Origin of the sequence: Acetobacteroides hydrogenigenes (assembly GCF_004340205.1) — a bacterium.
GTDB lineage: Bacteria > Bacteroidota > Bacteroidia > Bacteroidales > ZOR0009 > Acetobacteroides > Acetobacteroides hydrogenigenes.
Genome location: NZ_SLWB01000009.1, coordinates 102,197 through 123,671 on the forward strand (window position 1 = coordinate 102,197; position 21,475 = coordinate 123,671).

Sequence of the window (21,475 nt, forward strand, 5' to 3'; positions counted from 1 at the left end):
TCCAGAGAAAACATCTTTTACAAAATAAACAACCATATGAACTCTCCATTTGTCAATTCATTAGTAGCAGCAGGTCCGCATCCCGCTGTATACGAACATCTGAAATTGTACGAGCCTCTAATAGGCAGCTGGGATTTCGATTGGGTTGGCCATAACGGGAATGGCACCACTTGGACCGTCCCCGGAGAGTGGATTTTCTCGTGGGTACTCGAGGGCAGAGCCATTCAGGATAACTGGATATGCCCAAGCATTGAGCTCCGTAGCACCGGAAAATATCCAACAGGGCAGTATGGCACAACCATTCGTTTTTACGATAAGGAGGAAGATTGCATAAAAGTGGTTTGGGTTGGCGCCGCTAATCCACAGGTAAACCTTTTTAGGGTTACATTCATAGACAATCAAATTATCCAACAGGAGATAGCAATCGGGAAAAAGCCAAGCCTGTCCAAATGGGTGATTAAGGATATAACGTCCGAGTCGTTTAAGTGGGAGGCACTCATTTCGGAGAACGAAGGAAAGGAGTGGCAGCTAACACAGGAAGTATTTGCCCGACGGAAGGATTAGCTCATTAAGCCTACGTTTTAAATTCATAAATAACCGCAATATGAGGATCGTAACAAACAGCTTTATGGTTGCTGTATCTGTCCTACTACTTTGGGGCTGTTGCGCACAAAACCATAGCATAAGCAGCAAATCTCAAGCCGACACTAGTGTCAATGCAGCGAACCGAGTACTAATCGGCGCAATGCTCGACTCGTTTAACGTGGCGGCAGCAAGGGCAGACTATGCCCGCTACTTCGACTTCTATACCGCCGATGCCATATTCATAGGTACCGATGCAACAGAGCATTGGAATAAAGCGAACTTTATGGTTTGGGCAAAGCCTTTCTTCGACAAAAAGAGAACCTGGAATTTTAGATCTATCCAACGACATATCTACTTTGGCAAAGGTGGAGACATTGCCTGGTTCGACGAGCTGCTAAGCACGCAGATGAAGATATGCAGAGGTTCGGGAGTCGTTGTAAAGCAGAACAACGAATGGAAGGTTCAGCAATATGTCCTGTCGATGACAATCCCCAACAGCCAAACAAAACAAATCATTAAGTTTAAAGCAGCAGAGGAGGATTCTATCATTACCAGGTTATCGGGAAATAGGAAGTAAAAAAAGACAGTACATTTACCGAACAACTAAAGATAAAGACAATAAAAAAGCGTAGGCGGATTGCCTACGCTTTTTTATTTGAAGTAGCCAAGGGCTATTGTCCCACTCCAAAATACTATGCTTTTTTCACAAACTCCGATTTCAGATACATGGCACCAATACCATCAATCTTACACGAAATGTTGTGCCCATCGCTGCTATCAACCAAACGGATATTCCTAACCTTGGTGCCGGCTTTAATTCCCGATGTAGAGCCTTTTACCTTTAGATCTTTGATTACGGTAACCGAATCGCCATCGCTAAGAACATTCCCATTCGAATCCACAACACGGCTTGCCTGTGCCTCTGCTTCTGCAGCCTCTGCCTGCTCCGATGGGTCCCACTCATGGAAGCAATCTGGGCAAACCCATAGGTTCATGTCTTGATACGTATTCTCCGATCCGCATTTTGGGCACTTGTGCTCGTCGCTCATAATTGTCCTTTCTAGTTTTTATTTTTGTTCTATGTTCAATTGGCGGGCAAAGATAGCATTTCCTCGATTAAGCATAGGTCCATAAAAAAATAGGCAACCGCTAGTTTATCTGCGGCTGCCTACATTTATGAGCTTAATAATGCGAGATCACTTCTCGTTTATGTCCCGAATAACAACGTTGTCGCTAGTCCCTATTTATAGAAATGCTGATTCCCCACGAGCGGTACTTGCCATCCTCGAATCCGACAATCGCCTTAACCTCCATAAGCACCCATATCTTGTCGATACCGTAACCAACCTCTACGTAGTTGCGCAGCGCTTTGGTGTTGTAGTAGCTTAAATAAAGATTCTCGGTAAATACGGTTCCCTTAAAGAAAGGTAGCTGCTTTATGATAATGTTATCGGCCTCGTAAAGCGAGTGCGCCTCCACAAACCATCCTGGAGTAGCATACTGGTAGTATGGAATCAGGTGGAACGACTGCTTGGTAGGCTGTAGCGATACCGGCATATGATCTACATTTGGCATATGAAAGTCGGGTAGCTGCATAGCCTTAGAGTCAAAGAAAGAGCCTCCTGCAACCTCATACCAGAACTCCGAGAGAAGGCCTAAGTCCCACCTCTTCCAAGTCTTAAACTTTAGCAGCTGATAGGGGCTGGCGCTTTCGTTTAGTATGCCCTTTCGGTAAAGCACCTCGAAGGTTGGGTAGTCCGACTTAACATACTTCTTACGATTTCCATCCATACGGTAGTACTGCTCGGGCGTATAAGTAAGCGAAGCCTCAAAGGCAGCCTGCTTATGATTGGTTAGAGGATGGCTGCTCAAATACTCGTTACCCGGTATATTTGGATCGTAACTCTCGTTCTTCTTTAAGAAGGAAAAGTTGGTGATGTTGTTCAGCAAACGGCGATCGTAGTAGCTCAACTCGAACTTAGCCTGTAGCCCATTTGCCACCTCGAAGCTAAGGTTGGCAAACCCACCCCTGTTATCCATTGCTCGCGTGTAGCTATCCTTAAAGAACAACGAAGTAACGCTGTTTACCAGAGGTTGTACCGGTTGTTCAGCATTAAGATCTCGGCTTCCATAAGTTCCACCAAATCGCACCCAAGCCATCTTCTGAGGCCAAAGCAGGTAGCTAAACGAAAAATCGCCCATTACCTTTGTGCGGTTGAACGAGTACTTTGGAAATAGGTAGAGAGCTATTTCTCTACTGCTCTCGTATGTTTTAAAGATTGCAAAACGGGTACCAATGGTAAATCCATCAATAGGGTTAAAGTAGGTATAGTTAGGATTGATGAACCCCTTTGTTTTTACCTCTAGTCCACCCTTGTTGTAAAGGTATCCACCACCAATTAAGCTTCCCCACGAAACGGTTTCGCTTCCACGCGAAAGGCTTTGGAATGCGGCAATTCTATCCTTAATGGTTTTAATGCTATCGCTTTTTGTAAAAGCCTCCTTTTCGTCCTCTTCCAGCGGCATAGGTCGAAGACCTGTCCAGAAAGAGCTATCCTTTTTATTGTAATCATCCGAGAATTCAACCTTGTCCAATCCCTGCATCTCCATGCTTTTCATTAGTAATGTGTCGGGACGCTTAGATTCCTCCTCTTCCTTCACCAGCTTTGCAAGCTTGGTCATTTCAGAGTTCGACAGGGCAGTCTTGCTCATCAGCTTCTCGATCTTTTCGGCACGCTTCTTTTCCTTTTCCGTCTTTTTCTTTACTACGGTAGGAGAAGGCTGCTTTTGGGGAGTAACGCTTGCAACTTGAGGGCGATTATGGGAGCCACCTCTACCAATAATCCTTACATTAGTGTACTTTAGCGAACCGCTACTCTTTACCCAGCCCGAGCTACCCAGCATCGATCCGTTGGCAAACAGCTGGTAGCTCGAAGGTAGTACCGCGCTCTCGTCAATTAAATCGAATGCTATCTTAAAGTTGGCCTTACCAAAGCTCATTTCGAAGTTAAGATCCGCATCCTTCACTGCATAGGTATTGTCGGCAATGTAGAGATAGCCCGAGAAGAACTTTCCTGAAGGACGTTTAGGAAGTACCTGTATTTTATAGATTGGCACGTTGTTCTCCAAGGTCGATCCAATAAGCTTAAACTGATAGTACGAAAAAGCGTTTAGGCCAAGAGGCGATGGGATATCGCTAAAAGAGTTGTCGTAGATGCTCGTGCTAAGAAATTCGAGGCCAGGGAAGTTATCCTTAGAGTCGGCACCCGGCAACGTCGATCTAAACGAGATAACCCGCTGGCTGTAGGTTTCGGGAGCATTAAAGGTTATCTTGCTAAGCATCTCGCCAAAGTAGGTTTTCCCCTCTTTCGGGATAGCTATACTTTTAGGCGTCATATACCTAAGTATTCGCGAAAACTTACTAGCATTAAAGCTCAGCTTAAGGTAAACGTCGGACGAATAGGAGCTCACCGAACGCTTATACTGTTGGCCAAGGGCTATGGCCTTACGCATAATCCATACGCTGGGGTTATCCTTACTCGATACGGTAAGCTGCGAGAGGTCGTAAACTGCCTCTTCCAGTACAATATTTACGTTAGTAGTTCCATCACCAACCTTTACCACTTGCGAAACAGGCCTATATCCGATTGACTGAAACTTAACGGTATAAGTTCCTGGTTCGACATTAACCTGAAACTTCCCCTTATCGTTTGCGGCTAAGCCCCTGTTGGCTTCACGAATAAAAATGGTTGCAAAAGGAACAGGATTACCCTGCTTATCAAGTATCTTCCCTGCAATATTCTGTGCACTCGCGGAGGATGCTATAAGAATAAGTAAAATCCATGTAAGCTGCTTACGTATCTGCATAGTTAATTCCGATTATATGCGGCCTAAACACCAAGCCACAAAGTCATACATTTATCCTACAAAGATAGCTATTGAATTGTTGAAAACGGACTTTGGACAAAAAGAGGGGGCAACCATCCGGAAGCCCCCTCTTTATTCGAACTATGCTTGTAAATGGTTTACTTTATCACGCCCATCTCTTTACCACCTTAGTAAAGGCAGCCACACACTTATCAAGATGCTCGATTTCGTGGCCGGCCGAAACCTGAACACGAATACGTGCCTGACCCTTGGGTACTACTGAATAGTAGAATCACAAAGCTAGGCGAAGTCTGTGACTTCGTTTTTACTAAATAGCGGTCTCCAGTCCGCAACTAGAAGAACAAAGCCTCCCAAACATACCCTTTTCCCTTACCCATTACCCTCCATCAGCTAAAATATAATTCATACAAAATGGCTTTACACGCTACCACAGCCATATAGCCTCAAAATATTTTTGGGTGCAGCTAAAATAAGCTGTAAAAACCCTTGGTTATGTTAACCGAGATTTCTAGCTTTAGGTCGATTCGAAACTAAACTACAAACATTAAAAGCTAAAATTATTATGACCAGCACCTACGAAACCGGGCACGCCAAGAACGTGGATAACCTAGGACTACTAATCGCCAACATCGCCAGCTACGGCGAACGGTACAAGCCCACCAACCCCGCTCTATTACTCGAAGCGCTTAAGAAAATGGAAGCCGACGGACGCGCCGCCATTCTAGCCGTTAACAACGCCATGCCCACCTATAGCCGTGCCACCATCGAGCGCGATAGCGCCTTTGGTCCGCTAGGCCCGCGGGTAACCCGCTCGCTCAACGCGCTTCGCGCCTCCAGCTCGTCCGAGCAAACCGACGAGGCCGCCACGGCCATCGTTCGCAAGATAAGGGGCAACCGTACCACCTCGGCCAAAGCCGCTGCTGCAACGGACACTAAGGTGGCCACCGTATCCACCTCGCAGCAGAGCTACGACAGCGTACTCGACAGCTACGAGCGCTACGTTCAGTACCTGGCAGCAACCCCCGAGTACGCGCCCAACGAGGAGGACATCAAGCTACCCGTACTCCAAGCCCTAGCGGTGGAGCTGCGCGCCAAGAATACCGCCTGCAACAACGCCAAGGTTGCCATCGACAACGCCCGCATGGCCCGCAACCGTGCGCTCTACACCCCCCTAACCGGACTAGTAGATGTAGCCCTCGATGCCAAAACCTACATCAAGTCGCTATTTGGCGCCACCAGCCCCGAGTACAAGCTGGTAGGTAAGATCGACTTTACCAAGGCATAGCCAGCTCGCTCCGGCAGCTCGGCTTCCGAGCATTGCCACACCCCCCATAGCATAAAAGGCGGAAGCACCCCGTAAGGTTGCTTCCGCCTTCTTTATTCCAGTAGCCGTTCTCAAGCTTTAGGCCTCCCTGCTGCCGCTTTTCGGTTCCTGCCCGATACTTCTTGCCTCCCGTCTGCAGCTTTTGCCTTCCTGCCTGACGCTTTTGGTTTCCGGCCTGATACTTTTAGCTTCCGGTTCGACACTTCTTGCTTCCCGGTTGTAGCTTTTAGCATCCTGCCTCAAGCTTTTCGCTTCCCACCTGTCACTTTTCGCTTCCGGTTCGACACTTCTTGCTTCCCGGTTGTAGCTTTTAGCTTCCCGCCTCAAGCTTTTAACATCATATTTACTAGCTAAAGCTAAATAAAGGCCGTTTTCGAGGCCTCCTTTGCGGGGCACTTCGGCCGCCCCCATAAAAGCCTTTGCCGTCAGGACTATTTCAGGACTATTTATAGAAGAACAAAAGCAGGGCGTTAAATTGATGGACACCGAATAGCCGGCATGGATTGATGAAAAGAGCCGTAAGGTTTTTCCGTAAATAACATGGCGAAGCCATACCAGACAGGCACGAATTCTGTTTGAGCGAGCGGAACTTCCACAACGCGAATCAGTGCAATGCCGATGAAAGGACAAGAAGCAACATTTGAAATCGTAACATTCCACCGCGACCGAGCGAGTTAATTCGTGCAGGATTTTTCTTTGTTTCGTTTCTTTTGATCCCTCAAAAGAAATGAAAATTGAAGTTTGCCGATCTCTTATTATTAGTCCTCACGGCAATACCCAAAAAGCAAGAAGGGCCACCCTCATGGGCGACCCTCCTTTTATCGTATTCGATGAGCTTACTTCAAAACGCCCATCTCCTTGCCAACCTTGGTAAAGGCCGCAATACACTTGTCGAGATGCTCCATTTCGTGGCCTGCCGAAACCTGAACGCGGATACGAGCCTGTCCCTTTGGCACTACTGGATAGTAGAATCCGGTAACGTAGATGCCCTCTTCGAGAAGCTTAGCGGCAAAATCTTGCGACAGCTTAGCATCGTATAGCATTACGGCACAGATAGCCGATTGAGTTGGCTTGATATCGAATCCGGCAGCAACCATCTTGGTGCGGAAATACTCAACATTGCGAACTAGCTTATCATGCAGCTCATCCGACTCGCCTAACATTTGGAAAACCTCAAGGCTTGCACCTACAACTGCAGGTGGAATAGAGTTAGAGAACAAGTATGGACGAGAACGCTGACGAAGTAAGTCGATGATCTCTTTTCTACCGGTGGTAAATCCACCAATAGCACCACCAAATGCCTTACCTAGTGTTCCTGTGAGGATATCAACCTTGCCACGAACGTTGAACTGCTCAGTTACACCACGTCCAGTTTTACCAACAACACCAGCCGAGTGGCATTCGTCTACCATTACTAGTGCGTCATACTTTTCGGCCAGCTCACAAATCTTATCCATTGGAGCAACGTTGCCATCCATAGAGAATACGCCGTCGGTTACAATGATACGGAAGCGTTGTGCTTGTGCTAGCTTAAGCTGATTTTCCAAATCCTCCATGTCCGCATTAGCGTAACGATACCTTACTGCCTTACATAGGCGGACACCGTCGATAATAGAAGCATGGTTAAGCGCATCCGAGATGATAGCATCCTCTTCGCCAAAAAGCGGCTCAAACACACCACCGTTAGCATCAAAACATGCTGCGTAAAGAATGGTATCTTCTGTTCCAAAGTAGTCAGAGATAGCGTGCTCCAACTCCTTGTGGATATCCTGAGTTCCGCAGATAAATCGAACTGAAGACATACCGTATCCGCGCTTTTCCATAGCCTTCTTGGCTGCCTTAATCACGCGTTGGTTATCGGAAAGACCTAGGTAGTTGTTGGCGCAAAAGTTTAGAACTTCTTGGCCGCCGTTAACCGTAATATCAGCCTTTTGTGGGCTGGTTATAATGCGCTCCTTTTTGTACAATCCTGCCTCTTCGATAGCTGCAAGTTCATTTTGAAGGTGCTGTTGAATTTTGCCGTACATAGCGATTTATATTTTAGAGTGTTCGTGCTATTAACTGCACCAAAAATATGAATTAAATACTTATAAGATATTATTATTTACAGCTAAAGTTATAGTAATTTATAGCCTAAACAGCCTGTACGCTTAATCTATACAAGCAACTGCACACATTAGTTGAAAGTTACAGCACTTGCACATCACCGCTTATGGTAGTTTGGGGAATTCCCGAACATTCATATGCCTCATGTAGATCGAAAAAAGCAGCAGCACAATCAGCACAAGAGAAAAAATAACGTTGAAGTTGCTGATTTCAAAATCACCACCACTTCCAGCCGCTGTTGCTGGCGATTTATCCATTCGGTTTAATATAAAAGCAGAAACTACGTACTGCGCATTATTTATAAAGTGAGCCAGCATAGGCACCCAAAGACTTCCTGTCCAGTAAAATAGGTATCCAAGCATAGCACCAAGCAAGAATCGGGGCAAAAACATCACCGCATCAAAATGAAAAGCCGAAAATAGAACCGCAGCTAAGAATATGCAGAGATGAGGATCTTTGATCCACTTCATAAAGATGCGCTGTAGAAAACCTCGGAAGAAGAATTCCTCGCAAAACGCAGGAATAACGCAAACAATAATGAGATTAAGGGTCAAATCGAAGTAAGAGGTTCCAAAAAGCAACAGGTTCGTCAGCTTTTCGCTTTGCGCATTGGCTTCCATATACTTTTGAGGCCAAGGCAACAGTTGGCTATACCGCGAGGCAAGCACCATTATCGTTGTCGAGAATAAAACAAGAAAAACCGCATCAAATAGATCGCGCCAGTGTACTTTAGACGCAAGCATCAACGAGATTCCCTTACGCCCATACAGCACTCCAACCATAGCTAATGCTGGAACAAGAAAAACACCTATAGTTTGCCCCCCTTGAGAAAGCTTCATCCTAAACAGTAACTCCTGCAACGAAGGGTTTGCTGGTGCTTGAATCTTCAGCAAACGCTGTAGAGTAGCTATCGAATCCGGGGAAATGGCCTCGCTAATCAGCAGCGTTGCAAGTATCGACAGGGCTATTATGGATATGCTCAAAATCAGCTTTACAAGAATACTACCGGAAGTTTTCATTCAAACTTTAAATTTTCGAAAGGCGAACACACTGGATCATGCTTTTATCAAGCAAAGTCCCTTCGCAGATTTGTGTTCTGTTAACAATGTTTACAGGCACAAATCTACAAAAATGTAGCTAACTCGAACTCTGATAATTCTTTCTATTTTTGTAGCCCAAATTGCAAAACATGAAAATTGGAACAATAGAGTTGGGAGAGCAACCTCTTTTCTTGGCCCCAATGGAGGATGTAACCGATCCTTCGTTTCGCTTTATCTGCAAGGAGTTCGGTGCCGATATGATGTACACCGAGTTTATCTCTTCGGATGGGCTGATACGCGATGGCCATAAGTCGGTAGAGAAGCTCAACATATACGACTACGAGCGTCCTATTGGCATTCAGATATACGGCCACATCATCGAAAGCATGGTGGAAGCTGCCAAGATTGCCGAAGAAGCAGGCCCCGAGCTTGTCGATATCAACTTTGGCTGCCCCGTTCGCAAAATTGCCGGGCGAGGTGCAGGCTCGGGCATGATGCGCACCCCCGACCTTATGGTAGAGATGACCCGCCAGATTGTCGAGGCGGTAAAGCTCCCTGTTACGGTTAAAACCCGCCTTGGCTACGACGACTCGATGAAGAATATTGTCGAACTAGCAGAGCGCCTTCAGGATGTGGGAATACAGGCACTAACCATTCACGGAAGAACTCGCGCCCAAATGTACACCGGCGAAGCCGACTGGACGCTTATAGGTGAAGTAAAGAACAACCCCCGAATTCACATCCCGATTATTGGCAATGGAGACGTTGCTTCTCCCGAAAAAGCGAAGGAGATGTTCGATCGCTATGGCGTAGATGCCATAATGGTTGGACGGGCCACCTACGGACGCCCTTGGATTTTTAAGGAGATAAAGCACTACCTGCAAACAGGCGAGCTAATGCTGCCTCCTTCCGTACCAGAGCGTGTGGAGATTGCCAAGCGCCACCTAAAAAAATCGGTAGAAATAAAAGGGGACAGAACTGGTATTCTGGAAATGCGCCGCCACTTGAGCAGCTACTTTAAGGGATTACCCAACTTTAAGGAAACCCGCATGAAGCTTGTCACCCTCAATGACGTGGAAGAACTTTTTGCGGTGCTTAACTCTATAACCGAGAGATGGGGCGATAATACAGACATTCTAAAAGAGCTGTACAATTCACCTCTTAATGGCAAGAGTTAGTGTTAATCGGAACTTTATAATATGAAGAAAGGAAGCCAACCTGCTTCCTTTCTTCATATTCTGTTATAAACCTTCTTACTTTGCCTTACCGTAAGAAAGCTGAATTACGTAATCGGACTGACGACGAGTTTTATTAAACTCTGGATAGGGATAAACAGAATTAAGCTTCAAGCGAATTCCATCCAAAACAATCTCATTAGGAAAACTTGTACTAATAGCAGTATCAACAGAACGCTTCCCGGTGTAAAGCTGGAGCCTAAGCTTTGCTTCGCCTTGCCTTACATAACCAGAACCTATAGGTTTACGCATATCAACCACTTCATGCACCTTCAAAAAGACACCGTCGGATATAACGACCTCCTTATTCGTGGTTACATTCAGCGTATTGCTATCTGCATCCTTATTCTCATATTCCCCGCAAGCCCCCAAAACTGCGGCTACTAATAAAAGTAATGCCTTCCTCATCTTTTCGAAACTTTTGTTTTTTACAGCCAAATTCTCTTGCTTCTCCATATCCCATATCCCAAGTCAAACAAAGCTAAGAAGCAAAAACACCTTATAATCGATTAGAACCAAGGATCACTAAACACTAATCCCTGCTGCAAATTTAACAAAATCTTCTAAGTATTAAAATGTGTTATCAAAAAATCGCATCAAAAAAAGACATTTGCGCCCTTTTTTTTGCCATTAATGCAAGTTTATGCGCACTTCTCAGCAAAAGCCACTATGGCTTCTAGCGATTTTTTAGGCTCTTCAACAAATCCCATATGGCCTGAATTCTCTAAAACTAGCGTCTCGGCCTTTGGAAACTTTGCCATTAAACCTTCGGCAACCTCCCAACTTATGTAAAAGTCCTTCATGCCAAAAACAAACATATGGGGAATAGTTGTTGACGCAACAAACTCATTCATATCCTCGCGTATCTTCATCCCATTAAGGCTTGCTATAACACCAGCCTTTTCGTTTACGCTGTACATCTCTACACATTCATCTATAAAATCGGCAAAACGCTTACGATTGTCGCGCGCAAAACCGTTAGGAGCCGTTGTACGTGCTATGAGTTCGAGCTTATCTTCCTTCAACAGCTCTATCTCCTTATCCCGCAGCGCCCGCTTTTCTTCAGAATCTGGATTAGGCGTTGAATGAAAGAGCACAAAACCATTAAGCAATTCGGGATACTTCTTTGCAAAAGCAAGGGTAACATATCCCCCCATCGAATGGCCCACCAAAATACACTTATTTACATTTGCCAGCGCAAGAACATGCCGAACCGCATCGGCCATAAACTCCATGGTGTGAACATCTCCATGTTCTCCCGACAGCCCATGACCCGGAAGGTCTAAGCGAATAACCCTATTAGTCCGCTTAAGGTTTGAAGCAAAATCGTCCCACACAAGCGACGACTCGAGATAGCCATGTAGCAGCATAACCGGAATCCCTCGTCCCTCATCAATGTAAAACAAAGGAGTATCACCAAACATCACGAACTTTTCCATAAGCTAATTTTTTGTGCAAATATACGCCATTCGAAAGTATGGACCACAACTTACAGTTAACTGTGCTATTCTAGAATCGATTTAAATTAAGGTTTTTTGCCATGGGGAACTGTTTTTTGAGGCTATTTCTTTTGTTAATTGATAAACAACGGGGTACTTTTGCGTAGCTCTATTTGGCGGGATACAACCAACGTAACTTGCTATAAATGTGCAAAACTGAACGATTTTTTAAAACAAATAATTCCGACATGAGTAACATTTTTAGTTCTTCTATTGGGAAAAAACTGGTAATGAGTCTTTCCGGTTTATTCCTAATCGTGTTTCTATTGGTGCACCTCGGAGTAAACTCTCTTCTAATGTTCGACAACACGGGAAGACTGTTCAACTTAGGCGCTCACTTTATGGCTACAAACCCTCTAATCAAGGTGTTTGAACCTGTATTGGCTATTGGATTCCTGCTTCACATCGTATGGGCTTTCACCATCACCCTACGCAACATGCAAGCTCGCCCAGTAAGATATGCCGTAAACAACCAATCAGGTAATGCAACCTTTGCTTCTCGTAACATGTTCGTACTTGGTGTTATCGTGCTTGGGTTCTTGGCTATCCACCTTGCCAACTTCTTCGTAAAGATCAAGTTTACCGGATCGCCACTTTTGGCCGAGGTTGACGTTGATGGAGTTATGATGGAAAATGCCTACGGTCTAGTTGTTGAGCTATTCCGCAACCCAATTTACTCTGTTGTTTACGTTGTATGGATAATTGCCCTATGGTTCCACCTAACCCACGGTTTTTGGAGCGCATTCCAAACTGTTGGACTTAACAACCAAATCTGGATTAAACGTTGGAAGGCAGTTGCCTATGCATACGCAACTATCGTTGCTGTAGGTTTTGCTATCATCCCACTATTCTTCCTTTTAGGTCTTGATGCTTAATTCGATCGAGCAATCGTTCTAAATTGAAAAGAAAAAAAGATTACGATATGAAACAGTTTGATTCTAAGATTCCAGCTGGCCCATTGGCGGACAAGTGGAAAAATCATAAGGCTGCCATTAAAGTGGTTAGTCCCGCAAACAAAAGAAAGTTAGACATTATTGTTGTTGGTACCGGTTTAGGTGGTGCTTCTGCAGCTGCCTCTCTTGCCGACCTTGGATATAATGTAAAGGTATTCTGCATCTCTGATAGCCCACGTCGTGCGCACTCTATCGCGGCTCAAGGGGGTATCAACGCTGCTAAGAACTACCAAAACGATAACGACTCGGTTTACCGTTTGTTCTACGATACGATTAAGGGTGGTGACTACCGTGCTCGCGAGGCCAACGTTTACCGTTTGGCTGAAGTAAGCGGCGCTATCATCGACCAATGCGTTGCTCAAGGTGTTCCATTTGCTCGCGATTACGGCGGACTACTTGACAACCGCTCTTTTGGTGGTGCTCAGGTTTCTCGTACCTTCTACGCTAAGGGACAAACCGGACAGCAACTTCTACTAGGTGCTTACGCTGCCCTTAACAAGGGTATTGCTCGTGGCAATATCAAGTCGTACGTTCGCCACGAAATGCTCGATGTAGTTATCATTGATGGCAAGGCTCGTGGTATCATTACCCGCAATCTTGTAACCGGCGAAATCGAGCGTCACGGAGCACACGCTGTTGTTCTTGCAACTGGTGGCTACGGAAACGTATTCTTCCTTTCGACCAACGCTATGAACTCTAACGGTTCGGCTGCTTGGCAAGCTTACAAAAAGGGCGCAATGTTTGCTAACCCTTGCTTCACCCAAATTCACCCAACCTGTATTCCAGTACACGGTGACCAACAGTCGAAGTTAACCCTTATGTCGGAGTCGCTTCGTAACGATGGCCGTATCTGGGTTCCAAAGAAGAAGGAAGATGTAGAGAAGATTCGCAAGAAGCAAATCAAGGCTTCTTCTATCGCAGAAGAGGATCGCGACTACTACCTAGAACGTCGTTACCCTGCATTCGGTAACCTTGTACCACGTGACGTTGCTTCGCGTGCTGCTAAGGAGCGTTGCGATGCTGGTTTCGGTGTTAACGAAACAGGTTTGGCCGTATTCCTAGATTTCTCTACCGCTATCAACCGTCTTGGACAAAAGACCATCGAAGCTCGCTACGGTAACCTATTCCAAATGTACGAGAAGATTACCGACGTAAATCCTTACGAAGAGCCTATGATGATCTACCCAGCGGTTCACTACACCATGGGTGGTCTTTGGTGCGACTACAACCTGATGACCAACATCCCAGGATTGTACGCTATCGGTGAGGCAAACTTCTCAGATCACGGAGCAAACCGTCTTGGTGCATCTGCGCTTATGCAAGGTCTTGCTGACGGATACTTCATCCTTCCATACACCATTGGCGATTACCTATCGCACGAGATTACCTCTCCTAAGGTAAACACCAACACCTCAGAGTTCGAAGAAGCAGAGAAAGCTGTTAAGGCTAGAATCGAAAAGCTATTCAGCATTAAGGGTAAGAAGACTGTTGACGAGCTACACAAGGAGCTAGGCCACATCATGTGGGATCTAGTGGGTATGGCTCGTAACGAAAAGGGTCTTGAGCAAGCGGTTGAGCGTATTAAAGCGCTTCGCGAAGAGTTCTGGAAGAACGTTTACGTTCCAGGAACCAACAACTCTTTCAACCCAGAAATCGAAAAAGCTCTACGCCTTGCCGACTTCCTTGAAATGGGCGAGGTTATGGCTTACGATGCTTACAACCGTAACGAATCGTGTGGTGGTCACTTCCGCGAAGAGTTCCAAACCGAAGAGGGAGAAGCTAAGCGTAACGACGAAGAGTACACCTACGTTGCTTGCTGGGAGTACACCGGCGAAGGCCAAAAGCCAGAGCTTAACAAAGAGCCACTAAACTTCGAATTCATTAAGGTGGCACAACGTAACTATAAAGAGTAATCGGAGGAGAACAATCATGGAAAACAAGCTAAATCTCACGCTTAAGGTATGGCGCCAAGCCGATGCTAAAAGCAAAGGAAGATTTGAAACATATAAGGTGAACGACATTTCGACCGAAAGCTCGTTCCTAGAAATGTTGGACATCGTTAACAACAACCTTATTCACGAAGGAAAAGAGCCTATCGCATTCGATCACGACTGCCGCGAGGGTATTTGCGGTATGTGCTCGCTATATATCGATGGCCGCGCTCACGGACCAGACGATGACATCACCACTTGCCAGCTTCACATGCGTAAGTTCAAGAATGGCGATACCATTACCATTGAGCCTTGGCGTTCGGCTGCCTTCCCTGTAATTAAGGACCTTGTTGTAGACCGTCAAGCTTTCGATAAGATTCTTCAAGCAGGTGGTTTCGTTACCGTAAATACCGGTGGTATTCCTGATGGTAACGCAATTCCAATTAGCAAGGAGAAAGCAGACGAAAGCATGGATGCAGCTAGCTGTATTGGTTGCGGTGCTTGCGTTGCAACCTGCAAGAATGGCTCTGCAATGCTATTCGTTTCGGCTCGCGTATCGTCGCTAGCCCTTCTTCCTCAAGGAAAGATCGAAGGCGCACGTCGTGCAAAAAGCATGGTGGCTAAAATGGATGAGCTGGGCTTTGGTGGATGTACCAACACCGGTGCTTGCGAGGCAGAATGTCCAAAGGGCATCTCTATTTCGCACATCGCTCGCCTAAACCGCGAATTCCTTTGCGCTAAGCTTGCTGAGTAAGCTTTAGCCAAACAAATCATAGAAAAAGCCTCGCATTTGCGGGGCTTTTTTTGTTTTCATGGATCTTGGCATTTAAAAAAAACTACTTTTGTTATCAGAAATATTGCCTTATACTGAAGACCTACTACTATTATTGATTAACTATAATTTTTCAAAATATCTAAACCATAATAGGAATGAACCGCTTTGTCCTCCGATGCATAGTTCGCGTACAACAACTCCCGTTTACTCCGTATGTAATGCTCTTTTTGCTGCTATTCCTTTTGGTAGGGTTGCCCTATTCGCCAGTCGATTACCTAAAGGGAGATTGGATAGAAACAGCTGCTCACAATCCGCTTCTAACCTTCGTTCTTACCTGTATTGTGGCGCCACTGGTGCTCTCGCTCATCTTTCTGTTTGCCCCCAACGTAAACCATAGTACGCCCAATAGCCTTAAAAGTAAGCGTACGGCAGGTGCCCCTGCACTAGTATTCGCCATTATAACCTTTTCGACATCCGGTCATATCCTAAACTCTATGGTAATGGGTGTGGTACTTTGCCTTTGCTACTATGGCTACTGTAAGCAGGGTAAAAAAGCAGCCTATTGGGCCGTGACAACCGTTCTCATTCTCCGAAATCTGCTGGTTTACCTTTATATCCTGTGCGCTGACAATGTGCAGGGATCTTTTGTACTAACACTAATCAAAAATCTCTAATGAACAGATCTCTTAAGCTACTCGCCTTTAACATCCTTTTCTCCTTAGTTGTTGGTGTACCTTTAAGTATGGTTGGCCTCATCTTCGAGGTGGTTGGTTTTCCCAAAAACGAAATTAGCGGCATAACAACCAGTCTTGGAATAGCCATTGCAACCGCAATAACCATTTACTACGGCTACCGAAAGAGGTACATGCAGCGTAGCGACTTTTCGTACAACCTTTCTGGCATTCAGGTAGGCTATACCTTTATCCTATTCCTGCTCCTTTTTGTCCTAATTGGCATTTTTAATGAGTACGTACCGCTACCCAACGTCTTCGATTGGATGAATGTTGACTTTACCTCTGCTGCAACCATTATTGCAGCCGTAATTGTTGCCCCTATTGGCGAGGAGATCATCTTTAGGGGAATGATCACCAAGCTGCTGCTCGAGGAATACCGCCCAGTAAAGGCCATAATCATCTCGGCGCTCATCTTTGGAATCATACACTTCAACCCGGCACAGATACCGGGAGCGTTTGTGATAGGACTACTCTTCGGCTGGCTCTACTACAGAACTCGAAGCGTAATTCCTGGTATAGTTCTTCACTTTATCAACAACGCGGTTGCTGTTGGTGGTGCAATCTACCTTGGAGAAGAGTGGGAGGTCAACAACAGTATTGTAGCAATTTCGTTACTCGTCCTTTCGCTTATTACCCTACCATTTATCTTTAAACGGGCGCAGCTCGCTTTTGCGAGAAACGAGGAGTATCCATAACAATGCATTATCCCGATTTGGAATAGCTAATGCCAATTCCCTATCGGGATATAAAGATCACAAACAAAGCATTTACTTATTAGTAATCCATTATCAACAACATAAACATACAACTTCAATGAAAGAATTCTTCAGCTTTCTTCTGTCTCCATACGACAAGCCTATGGTAGAAGGTTGGCGCAGTAAAGCGCGTTTTACACTAGGCTCTTTAGGTATTCTAGTTGTACTGCTACTGGCTAATGCAGCACTACAAATGCTCTACATCTATTTTACAGGAAGTAAAAGCCATTTGGAAACATGGCAGGCCTATGACAATGGATTAGCCTCTATTGCTAAAGAAATTGGACCTTCATTTCTTCTATTTTACGGCTGCATAATCGGACCATTTATGGAAGAGGCTGCCTTCAGGCTCCCTTTCTCCTTTAAGCGCGGCCATGTCTTAGTTGGGCTGCCTATTCTTGTACTCCTAATCTCATTCGTCTTGGGCAATTGGTATTTATTTGTTGGAGTTGTTATTCTAATGGGAAGCGTAGCTTTTTTTGTTCGTCAAAAAATTACTCAGGAACAGCTGGATGCCTTAAAGAAGAAGCATGGTAAGACGCTACTTCATTCAGTCGCATTGCTGTTTGCCCTACTGCATATCGGAAATTACGGTGAGTTTAGCATTACCCACATGGGCAGCTACTTCTTCTCCATTGGTAGCATCCTGATATCTGCTTATTTTTTCTACTACGTAAGATTACGTGCCGGTTTTCTTTATGGCTTTGTACTGCATGCAGCAATGAATTCTTTTATGCTTTCTGAATTCTTCCACAATTAACCAATCAGCTTAGAACAAATATGCGTTACAAAAAACATAAGACGGTGCATTTATTTTATCTGGCTTGCCAGCTCTAATTATTAATACAGAACCAACATGGATAACGTTGAAGAACTTAAAAAGCAAAACAAACGGCTAAAAATAGCCAATGCCATTATTAAAGCATATGTGTTTATGCTTATAATATACTATTCCGTACACATTATTGTAGGATACTTAAAGTAAAAGAGCTTATGAATGAAGAAAAATTAAGACAGCAAAACATCGAGCTAAAACGAAAAGTAAAAAGGGGGGTAATTTTTATTATTATAACGATTCTGGTTGCTCTTTACGACAGATTTGTTCCGTGGTAATTTTAAAGATGTAAAAGTCACCCCCAACACCAAGCGCACTCGGTATTGGGGGTTAGCAATGAGTAAATTTTTATCTTAAGAAAAACAAATAGTCATTGTGTAGGGCTACTCCTCCTGAGCTTCCGGAGCCGATGCCTTTGCCGGATCGTCAGCATCCTTTTTTGCCGCAGGGGCATCGTAAAGGTTGTACTGCTGCTGCTTGGCGTAGCTATCGCGGAAGGCAATCTTCCCTATTTCGCTTATGTTACGGGTAAAGTTCCATACCGCGTTGAACTTGGCGATCCTTTCCTCGGTGTCGGCAGGCTGTGTAGTTTTGGCAACCGATTGCTGTACCATTGCCTCATTTAGCTTCAGCTTGCTTGCGCCTAGGTTTTCCATAAATCCGACGGGTAGGCGCTTGCTCAGCCTCTCCTTATACTCCGGCTTTTCGGCAACCGTTGTAACCAGGCTAATCTGGCGTATCATCTTCTCCGGGCTTTTGCGGGCATTTTCAATTCCGCGTTCACCAAATTCGATAGCGGCTGCAGCGTTGCTGGCAAACTCGCGATTTACATGAAAGTAGAAGATTTGCATCTCGCCCTTACAGTGCTCCATTAGGTCGTTCACCTTTTGGGTTGCAATCGTGATGGCGGCTTTAGATTCCAAGCTGGTGTAATCGTTTAGACAGGCATCGATGTTAGCGTCCCACTGTTCGAGCTGCTCCTGCGTTAAGCTGGGTTCTACCTTCTTTAGCGACTCTAAGTCACCTTTAGCAAGCTCTACTTTAGTTTTCGATTCCGTTAACATGTCGTTATCCGACATCGCATAGTTGCGATTTAGTAGTTTAGGCATCAGTATTAATGTTTTACTGAGTGGTAATTATGCAGAATATCGGCTAATCCTGCTTAGCAGCGTGGTTAAGACACATTTACAAGCTGTTTGGCTACCCTAACCAAGCATGCATACAAGTTAGTAAATAGTTAAAATATCGCACAATACATATTAATATTATTTAACTTTTATTCTGTACCTATTTTAGTCCATCTCCCTCCTAATGCGCCATGTGCAGCACCTCTAATGGGAAGCAACCACGTAACAGCAAGAGGTAGCCAGGTTAACTACCAACTTTAATCAGCATAGCATAAGGCAAACGAAGCTTAGCTAATACCTGCCGGAGCTTAATGGGACGTTATTGCTCTTTAATAGCCCGTTGCCAGGCTTAATGGCAGATTTCTGCGCTTAATGAGGATTTTGCATGCCTTAACGAAACATTTCCGAAGCTTAACGGAATCTTTCCGAAATTTAGTGGAATCTTTCGAAAGTATTTAGCATACATTAAGCTTCGCATACTTTCTTTTAAAGGGAGAAAACCTTCTACTAAGCCAATTTAGCCTACCGTAAGGCGGTGACAATCGTACTTTTAGTTTGGAATTCTTTGTTTAAAAGCCTAAAACCTCCCGTAGGATGGTACCAACCTTACCTTAAACGCTGTTGATAAAGAATAGAGAGCTGCGGCTAGGGCTAGAACTTACCATTTTTCAGCGAAATGCCATGCACTTGCTCCCGACATCAGCGGGTAGGCTTTCCCTAAGCTTTTTCTCCTGCAAGAAAGGCGACCAGATGCCTTCTTAAAGGGCAATGCTATTTACTTAAGGCATATCGCCCTTCCTCGGAGTGTTATCCCGTGCTTGTTATGCAATTTAATGGCTGTTCGAAGGCAGGGCGTTCGTTTTTAGGTAATGGTACCACTCTTTATCGAAGGTTGTCCCCCGCTGGCAGGGCTTAGGTAGTGGATTTAGGGTAGCGTAGAGTTGACTAAAACATCATATTTCTCCATAAACTCACATTTTACAGCCCCTACCTCTGTAAGCAATGTCGTTAAGTAAAGGAAAGACGTTCCCTGGAAGTGTCATCCCATGCTTGTCACGGAATCTTTAGATCGACGTAGTCAAACTATAGTTCGGCGTAGCCAATCTAATGAGCAGACCAAAGGTTGGAAATCCCGAGAAGTTGGGGCCTTTTTAAATCCATTGAATTCTCGATTAGATTCCGGGACAAGACCGGAATGATAGCGCTGATTGAGCTCTATGCTTAGCTTAGCAATATTGCCACCCGCCTGCGGGGGATATGCCTTGTGCTACGGCATACTAACTTCTTAATATCGGCCTCTTTGATGAAAGAAGGATTCTTAAAAGCGACATTCCTGTATCCGAAGGGCGCGTTCTTAGGATCAATCGGATTTAGCCTTCGATTGGCGACCCGAACTAAGGGCTCCGGGACAAGCCAGGAATGACAGCGCCGATAAAGCAACATGCTTAAGCTAATGGCATAGCCCTAAAAGGAGTGCAAGCCCAATAAGAAGCCCTACAATCAGATTAGCCCCAATAGGCCAGCCGCAGCCACTTCCTATTCGATTTTGCCCCACTCTACATTAAAAATTAAACGGATGGGTGAGCACAAAAGGATTCTACAAAGAATTGGAATTGAAATTATGACCTCAAAAAAATAAAGCAGCCCAAAGCCGAAAAGCATCGATGTCGTTATAAAATATTAGCCAACAGCCAAATGTAAAGTCTCACCAATGAAAAGACAAAAATCATTTATCGAAAAACAGTAAATATTTCTTGAAAAACAAAAATATTGTAATATGTTTGCATATCGAATTTCGATAAATAAGTATCGTTTATGGATAAGAAGCTGCTGATACGGGTACGTCTGCTAAATGTGGTAATCGCACTACTGCTTATCGTCTCCCTATCTACCGACTTCGTTAGCGGATTTAAGGAGGGGGTACGTTCGGCAAAGCTTGGCAAGCAAAAAAACGCTTCGACGGAGCTCTACTTTGTGTCGCTACGCCCCTTGGAAAGCAGAAGCGAGCTTAAGGTGGCAACCACCAACGGCTCGGAAGCGCTAGCCACCATCAACGAGGCAACGGTTATTCTGCACAACAGCCAAAAGCCCATCGGGAAGCTTGTATCCGATACAACAATGGCGGTGCTTACATTAGGTATAATTGGTTGGCTTATTATCCTTATTTGGAAGATAACAGCGTCGCTGGGTCGGGGCAACGTGCTTACGCGCCGCAACCTAATCCGCGTTAGGGCAATCGGAATCCTGCTAATCGTTAAGGAAGCCGTATTTATCGGCTCGCAGTACGTCGATCTGCACTACATAAAGTCGGTGGCACAGGTAAAAGGCTACGAGATGGTGGTCGACCTCTCGTGCACCCAAATCGTGGTAGGGCTAATGCTGCTGGTGTTTGCCGAAATACTGGTGGTGGCCAACCGCATTAAAGAAGAACAAGAATTAACCATCTGATATGCCAATAGTAGTAAATCTCGATGTAATGATGGCGAAGCGTAAGGTTTCGCTGGGCGAGCTGGCCGATAGGGTGGGAATTACTCAGGCAAATCTCTCCATCCTTAAAACGGGCAAGGCCAAGGCCATCCGCTTTAGCACCTTGGAGATGCTATGCAAGGAGCTCGACTGCCAGCCGGGCGACCTGCTGGAGTATCAACCGGAATAGTTTTCTTCACAATTAATATTCACTAACATGCT

19 protein-coding genes and 1 pseudogene are annotated in these 21,475 nt (G+C 45.1%); 12 read left to right on the forward strand and 8 right to left on the reverse strand.

Going from position 1 to position 21,475, the window contains the following annotated elements; genetic code table 11:
- The first annotated feature begins 36 nt into the window (after nucleotides 1-36).
- Nucleotides 37-564, forward strand: a complete 528-nt coding sequence (locus CLV25_RS10265) for a hypothetical protein (RefSeq protein ID WP_131839561.1) — start codon at nucleotides 37-39, stop codon at nucleotides 562-564.
- A gap of 40 nt (nucleotides 565-604) precedes the next feature.
- The gene (locus CLV25_RS10270; RefSeq protein ID WP_207895636.1) at nucleotides 605-1,162 is read left to right on the forward strand and encodes a nuclear transport factor 2 family protein; all 558 of its coding nucleotides are present in this window, start codon (nucleotides 605-607) and stop codon (nucleotides 1,160-1,162) included.
- Nucleotides 1,163-1,277: 115 nt separating this feature from the next.
- On the opposite strand, the gene CLV25_RS10275 is transcribed toward CLV25_RS10270, so the two are convergent.
- The 3 genes and pseudogenes from CLV25_RS10275 to CLV25_RS16135 form a co-directional block, all read right to left on the reverse strand.
- Nucleotides 1,278-1,634 (reverse strand): zinc ribbon domain-containing protein YjdM, encoded by a 357-nt coding sequence (locus CLV25_RS10275; RefSeq protein ID WP_131839562.1) that lies wholly within the window; start codon nucleotides 1,632-1,634, stop codon nucleotides 1,278-1,280.
- A gap of 184 nt (nucleotides 1,635-1,818) precedes the next feature.
- Nucleotides 1,819-4,452, reverse strand: coding sequence for a DUF5686 and carboxypeptidase regulatory-like domain-containing protein (locus tag CLV25_RS10280; protein WP_131839563.1), 2,634 nt, complete (start codon nucleotides 4,450-4,452; stop codon nucleotides 1,819-1,821).
- A 158-nt stretch (nucleotides 4,453-4,610) separates the two neighbouring features.
- Nucleotides 4,611-4,744, reverse strand: a pseudogene (locus tag CLV25_RS16135) (glycine C-acetyltransferase); the annotation flags it as partial.
- Between the two features lie 291 nt (nucleotides 4,745-5,035).
- Here CLV25_RS16135 and CLV25_RS10290 point away from each other — a divergent pair.
- The gene (locus tag CLV25_RS10290; RefSeq protein WP_131839564.1) at nucleotides 5,036-5,758 is read left to right on the forward strand and encodes a hypothetical protein; all 723 of its coding nucleotides are present in this window, start codon (nucleotides 5,036-5,038) and stop codon (nucleotides 5,756-5,758) included.
- 875 nt (nucleotides 5,759-6,633) lie between these two features.
- Here the strand turns inward: CLV25_RS10290 and kbl are convergent.
- Together kbl and CLV25_RS10300 are read right to left on the reverse strand one after the other, a co-directional pair.
- Nucleotides 6,634-7,824 carry a glycine C-acetyltransferase gene (gene kbl, locus CLV25_RS10295; protein WP_131839565.1) on the reverse strand — a complete coding sequence of 397 codons (1,191 nt, stop codon included), beginning with the start codon at nucleotides 7,822-7,824 and terminating at the stop codon, nucleotides 6,634-6,636.
- A 183-nt stretch (nucleotides 7,825-8,007) separates the two neighbouring features.
- A complete protein-coding gene (locus CLV25_RS10300; RefSeq protein WP_131839566.1) occupies nucleotides 8,008-8,922 on the reverse strand; it encodes a CPBP family intramembrane glutamic endopeptidase in 915 nt (304 codons plus the stop codon).
- A 170-nt stretch (nucleotides 8,923-9,092) separates the two neighbouring features.
- On the opposite strand from CLV25_RS10300, the gene dusB reads away from it, so the two are divergent.
- The gene (gene dusB / locus CLV25_RS10305) at nucleotides 9,093-10,121 is read left to right on the forward strand and encodes a tRNA dihydrouridine synthase DusB (RefSeq protein ID WP_131839567.1); all 1,029 of its coding nucleotides are present in this window, start codon (nucleotides 9,093-9,095) and stop codon (nucleotides 10,119-10,121) included.
- Nucleotides 10,122-10,196: 75 nt separating this feature from the next.
- Here dusB and CLV25_RS10310 read toward each other — a convergent pair whose 3' ends face one another.
- Nucleotides 10,197-10,586, reverse strand: a complete 390-nt coding sequence (locus tag CLV25_RS10310) for a hypothetical protein (protein ID WP_131839568.1) — start codon at nucleotides 10,584-10,586, stop codon at nucleotides 10,197-10,199.
- 233 nt (nucleotides 10,587-10,819) lie between these two features.
- Nucleotides 10,820-11,617 carry an alpha/beta fold hydrolase gene (locus tag CLV25_RS10315; RefSeq protein ID WP_131839569.1) on the reverse strand — a complete coding sequence of 266 codons (798 nt, stop codon included), beginning with the start codon at nucleotides 11,615-11,617 and terminating at the stop codon, nucleotides 10,820-10,822.
- A 248-nt stretch (nucleotides 11,618-11,865) separates the two neighbouring features.
- Here CLV25_RS10315 and CLV25_RS10320 point away from each other — a divergent pair, with 248 nt between their 5' ends.
- The 6 genes from CLV25_RS10320 (at nucleotide 11,866) to CLV25_RS10345 (ending at nucleotide 17,585) form a co-directional block, all read left to right on the forward strand.
- Nucleotides 11,866-12,552, forward strand: coding sequence for a succinate dehydrogenase cytochrome b subunit (locus CLV25_RS10320; RefSeq protein ID WP_131839570.1), 687 nt, complete (start codon nucleotides 11,866-11,868; stop codon nucleotides 12,550-12,552).
- A gap of 47 nt (nucleotides 12,553-12,599) precedes the next feature.
- A complete protein-coding gene (locus CLV25_RS10325) occupies nucleotides 12,600-14,543 on the forward strand; it encodes a fumarate reductase/succinate dehydrogenase flavoprotein subunit (RefSeq protein ID WP_131839571.1) in 1,944 nt (647 codons plus the stop codon).
- Nucleotides 14,544-14,559: 16 nt separating this feature from the next.
- Nucleotides 14,560-15,315 carry a succinate dehydrogenase/fumarate reductase iron-sulfur subunit gene (locus CLV25_RS10330; RefSeq protein ID WP_131839572.1) on the forward strand — a complete coding sequence of 252 codons (756 nt, stop codon included), beginning with the start codon at nucleotides 14,560-14,562 and terminating at the stop codon, nucleotides 15,313-15,315.
- Between the two features lie 176 nt (nucleotides 15,316-15,491).
- Complete coding sequence (locus CLV25_RS10335; RefSeq protein ID WP_131839573.1) at nucleotides 15,492-16,010, forward strand: hypothetical protein; 519 nt, start codon at nucleotides 15,492-15,494, stop codon at nucleotides 16,008-16,010.
- Complete coding sequence (locus tag CLV25_RS10340) at nucleotides 16,010-16,765, forward strand: CPBP family intramembrane glutamic endopeptidase (protein ID WP_131839574.1); 756 nt, start codon at nucleotides 16,010-16,012, stop codon at nucleotides 16,763-16,765. Before CLV25_RS10335 ends, CLV25_RS10340 begins: the two co-directional genes overlap by 1 nt.
- Nucleotides 16,766-16,883: 118 nt before the next feature.
- Complete coding sequence (locus tag CLV25_RS10345; RefSeq protein ID WP_131839575.1) at nucleotides 16,884-17,585, forward strand: CPBP family glutamic-type intramembrane protease; 702 nt, start codon at nucleotides 16,884-16,886, stop codon at nucleotides 17,583-17,585.
- A 458-nt stretch (nucleotides 17,586-18,043) separates the two neighbouring features.
- Here the strand turns inward: CLV25_RS10345 and CLV25_RS10350 are convergent, their stop codons facing one another.
- Complete coding sequence (locus tag CLV25_RS10350) at nucleotides 18,044-18,769, reverse strand: hypothetical protein (RefSeq protein WP_131839576.1); 726 nt, start codon at nucleotides 18,767-18,769, stop codon at nucleotides 18,044-18,046.
- Between the two features lie 1,833 nt (nucleotides 18,770-20,602).
- Between CLV25_RS10350 and CLV25_RS10355 the strand changes: the two genes are divergently transcribed.
- Both CLV25_RS10355 and CLV25_RS10360 read left to right on the forward strand, forming a co-directional pair.
- Nucleotides 20,603-21,235, forward strand: coding sequence for a DUF2975 domain-containing protein (locus CLV25_RS10355; RefSeq protein ID WP_131839577.1), 633 nt, complete (start codon nucleotides 20,603-20,605; stop codon nucleotides 21,233-21,235).
- A gap of 1 nt (nucleotide 21,236) precedes the next feature.
- Nucleotides 21,237-21,443: a helix-turn-helix domain-containing protein gene (locus CLV25_RS10360; RefSeq protein ID WP_131839578.1), complete on the forward strand. Its 207-nt coding sequence runs from the start codon at nucleotides 21,237-21,239 to the stop codon at nucleotides 21,441-21,443.
- Nucleotides 21,444-21,475 lie beyond the last annotated feature (32 nt).

Coding starts and splice junctions, on each gene's coding strand:
- CLV25_RS10265 (WP_131839561.1), top strand. CDS start 37: ATGAACTCTCCATTTGTCAATTCATTAGTAGCAGCAGGTCCGCATCCC.
- CLV25_RS10270 (WP_207895636.1), top strand. CDS start 605: ATGAGGATCGTAACAAACAGCTTTATGGTTGCTGTATCTGTCCTACTA.
- CLV25_RS10275 (WP_131839562.1), bottom strand. CDS start 1,634: ATGAGCGACGAGCACAAGTGCCCAAAATGCGGATCGGAGAATACGTAT.
- CLV25_RS10280 (WP_131839563.1), bottom strand. CDS start 4,452: ATGCAGATACGTAAGCAGCTTACATGGATTTTACTTATTCTTATAGCA.
- CLV25_RS10290 (WP_131839564.1), top strand. CDS start 5,036: ATGACCAGCACCTACGAAACCGGGCACGCCAAGAACGTGGATAACCTA.
- kbl (WP_131839565.1), bottom strand. CDS start 7,824: ATGTACGGCAAAATTCAACAGCACCTTCAAAATGAACTTGCAGCTATC.
- CLV25_RS10300 (WP_131839566.1), bottom strand. CDS start 8,922: ATGAAAACTTCCGGTAGTATTCTTGTAAAGCTGATTTTGAGCATATCC.
- dusB (WP_131839567.1), top strand. CDS start 9,093: ATGAAAATTGGAACAATAGAGTTGGGAGAGCAACCTCTTTTCTTGGCC.
- CLV25_RS10310 (WP_131839568.1), bottom strand. CDS start 10,586: ATGAGGAAGGCATTACTTTTATTAGTAGCCGCAGTTTTGGGGGCTTGC.
- CLV25_RS10315 (WP_131839569.1), bottom strand. CDS start 11,617: ATGGAAAAGTTCGTGATGTTTGGTGATACTCCTTTGTTTTACATTGAT.
- CLV25_RS10320 (WP_131839570.1), top strand. CDS start 11,866: ATGAGTAACATTTTTAGTTCTTCTATTGGGAAAAAACTGGTAATGAGT.
- CLV25_RS10325 (WP_131839571.1), top strand. CDS start 12,600: ATGAAACAGTTTGATTCTAAGATTCCAGCTGGCCCATTGGCGGACAAG.
- CLV25_RS10330 (WP_131839572.1), top strand. CDS start 14,560: ATGGAAAACAAGCTAAATCTCACGCTTAAGGTATGGCGCCAAGCCGAT.
- CLV25_RS10335 (WP_131839573.1), top strand. CDS start 15,492: ATGAACCGCTTTGTCCTCCGATGCATAGTTCGCGTACAACAACTCCCG.
- CLV25_RS10340 (WP_131839574.1), top strand. CDS start 16,010: ATGAACAGATCTCTTAAGCTACTCGCCTTTAACATCCTTTTCTCCTTA.
- CLV25_RS10345 (WP_131839575.1), top strand. CDS start 16,884: ATGAAAGAATTCTTCAGCTTTCTTCTGTCTCCATACGACAAGCCTATG.
- CLV25_RS10350 (WP_131839576.1), bottom strand. CDS start 18,769: ATGCCTAAACTACTAAATCGCAACTATGCGATGTCGGATAACGACATG.
- CLV25_RS10355 (WP_131839577.1), top strand. CDS start 20,603: ATGGATAAGAAGCTGCTGATACGGGTACGTCTGCTAAATGTGGTAATC.
- CLV25_RS10360 (WP_131839578.1), top strand. CDS start 21,237: ATGCCAATAGTAGTAAATCTCGATGTAATGATGGCGAAGCGTAAGGTT.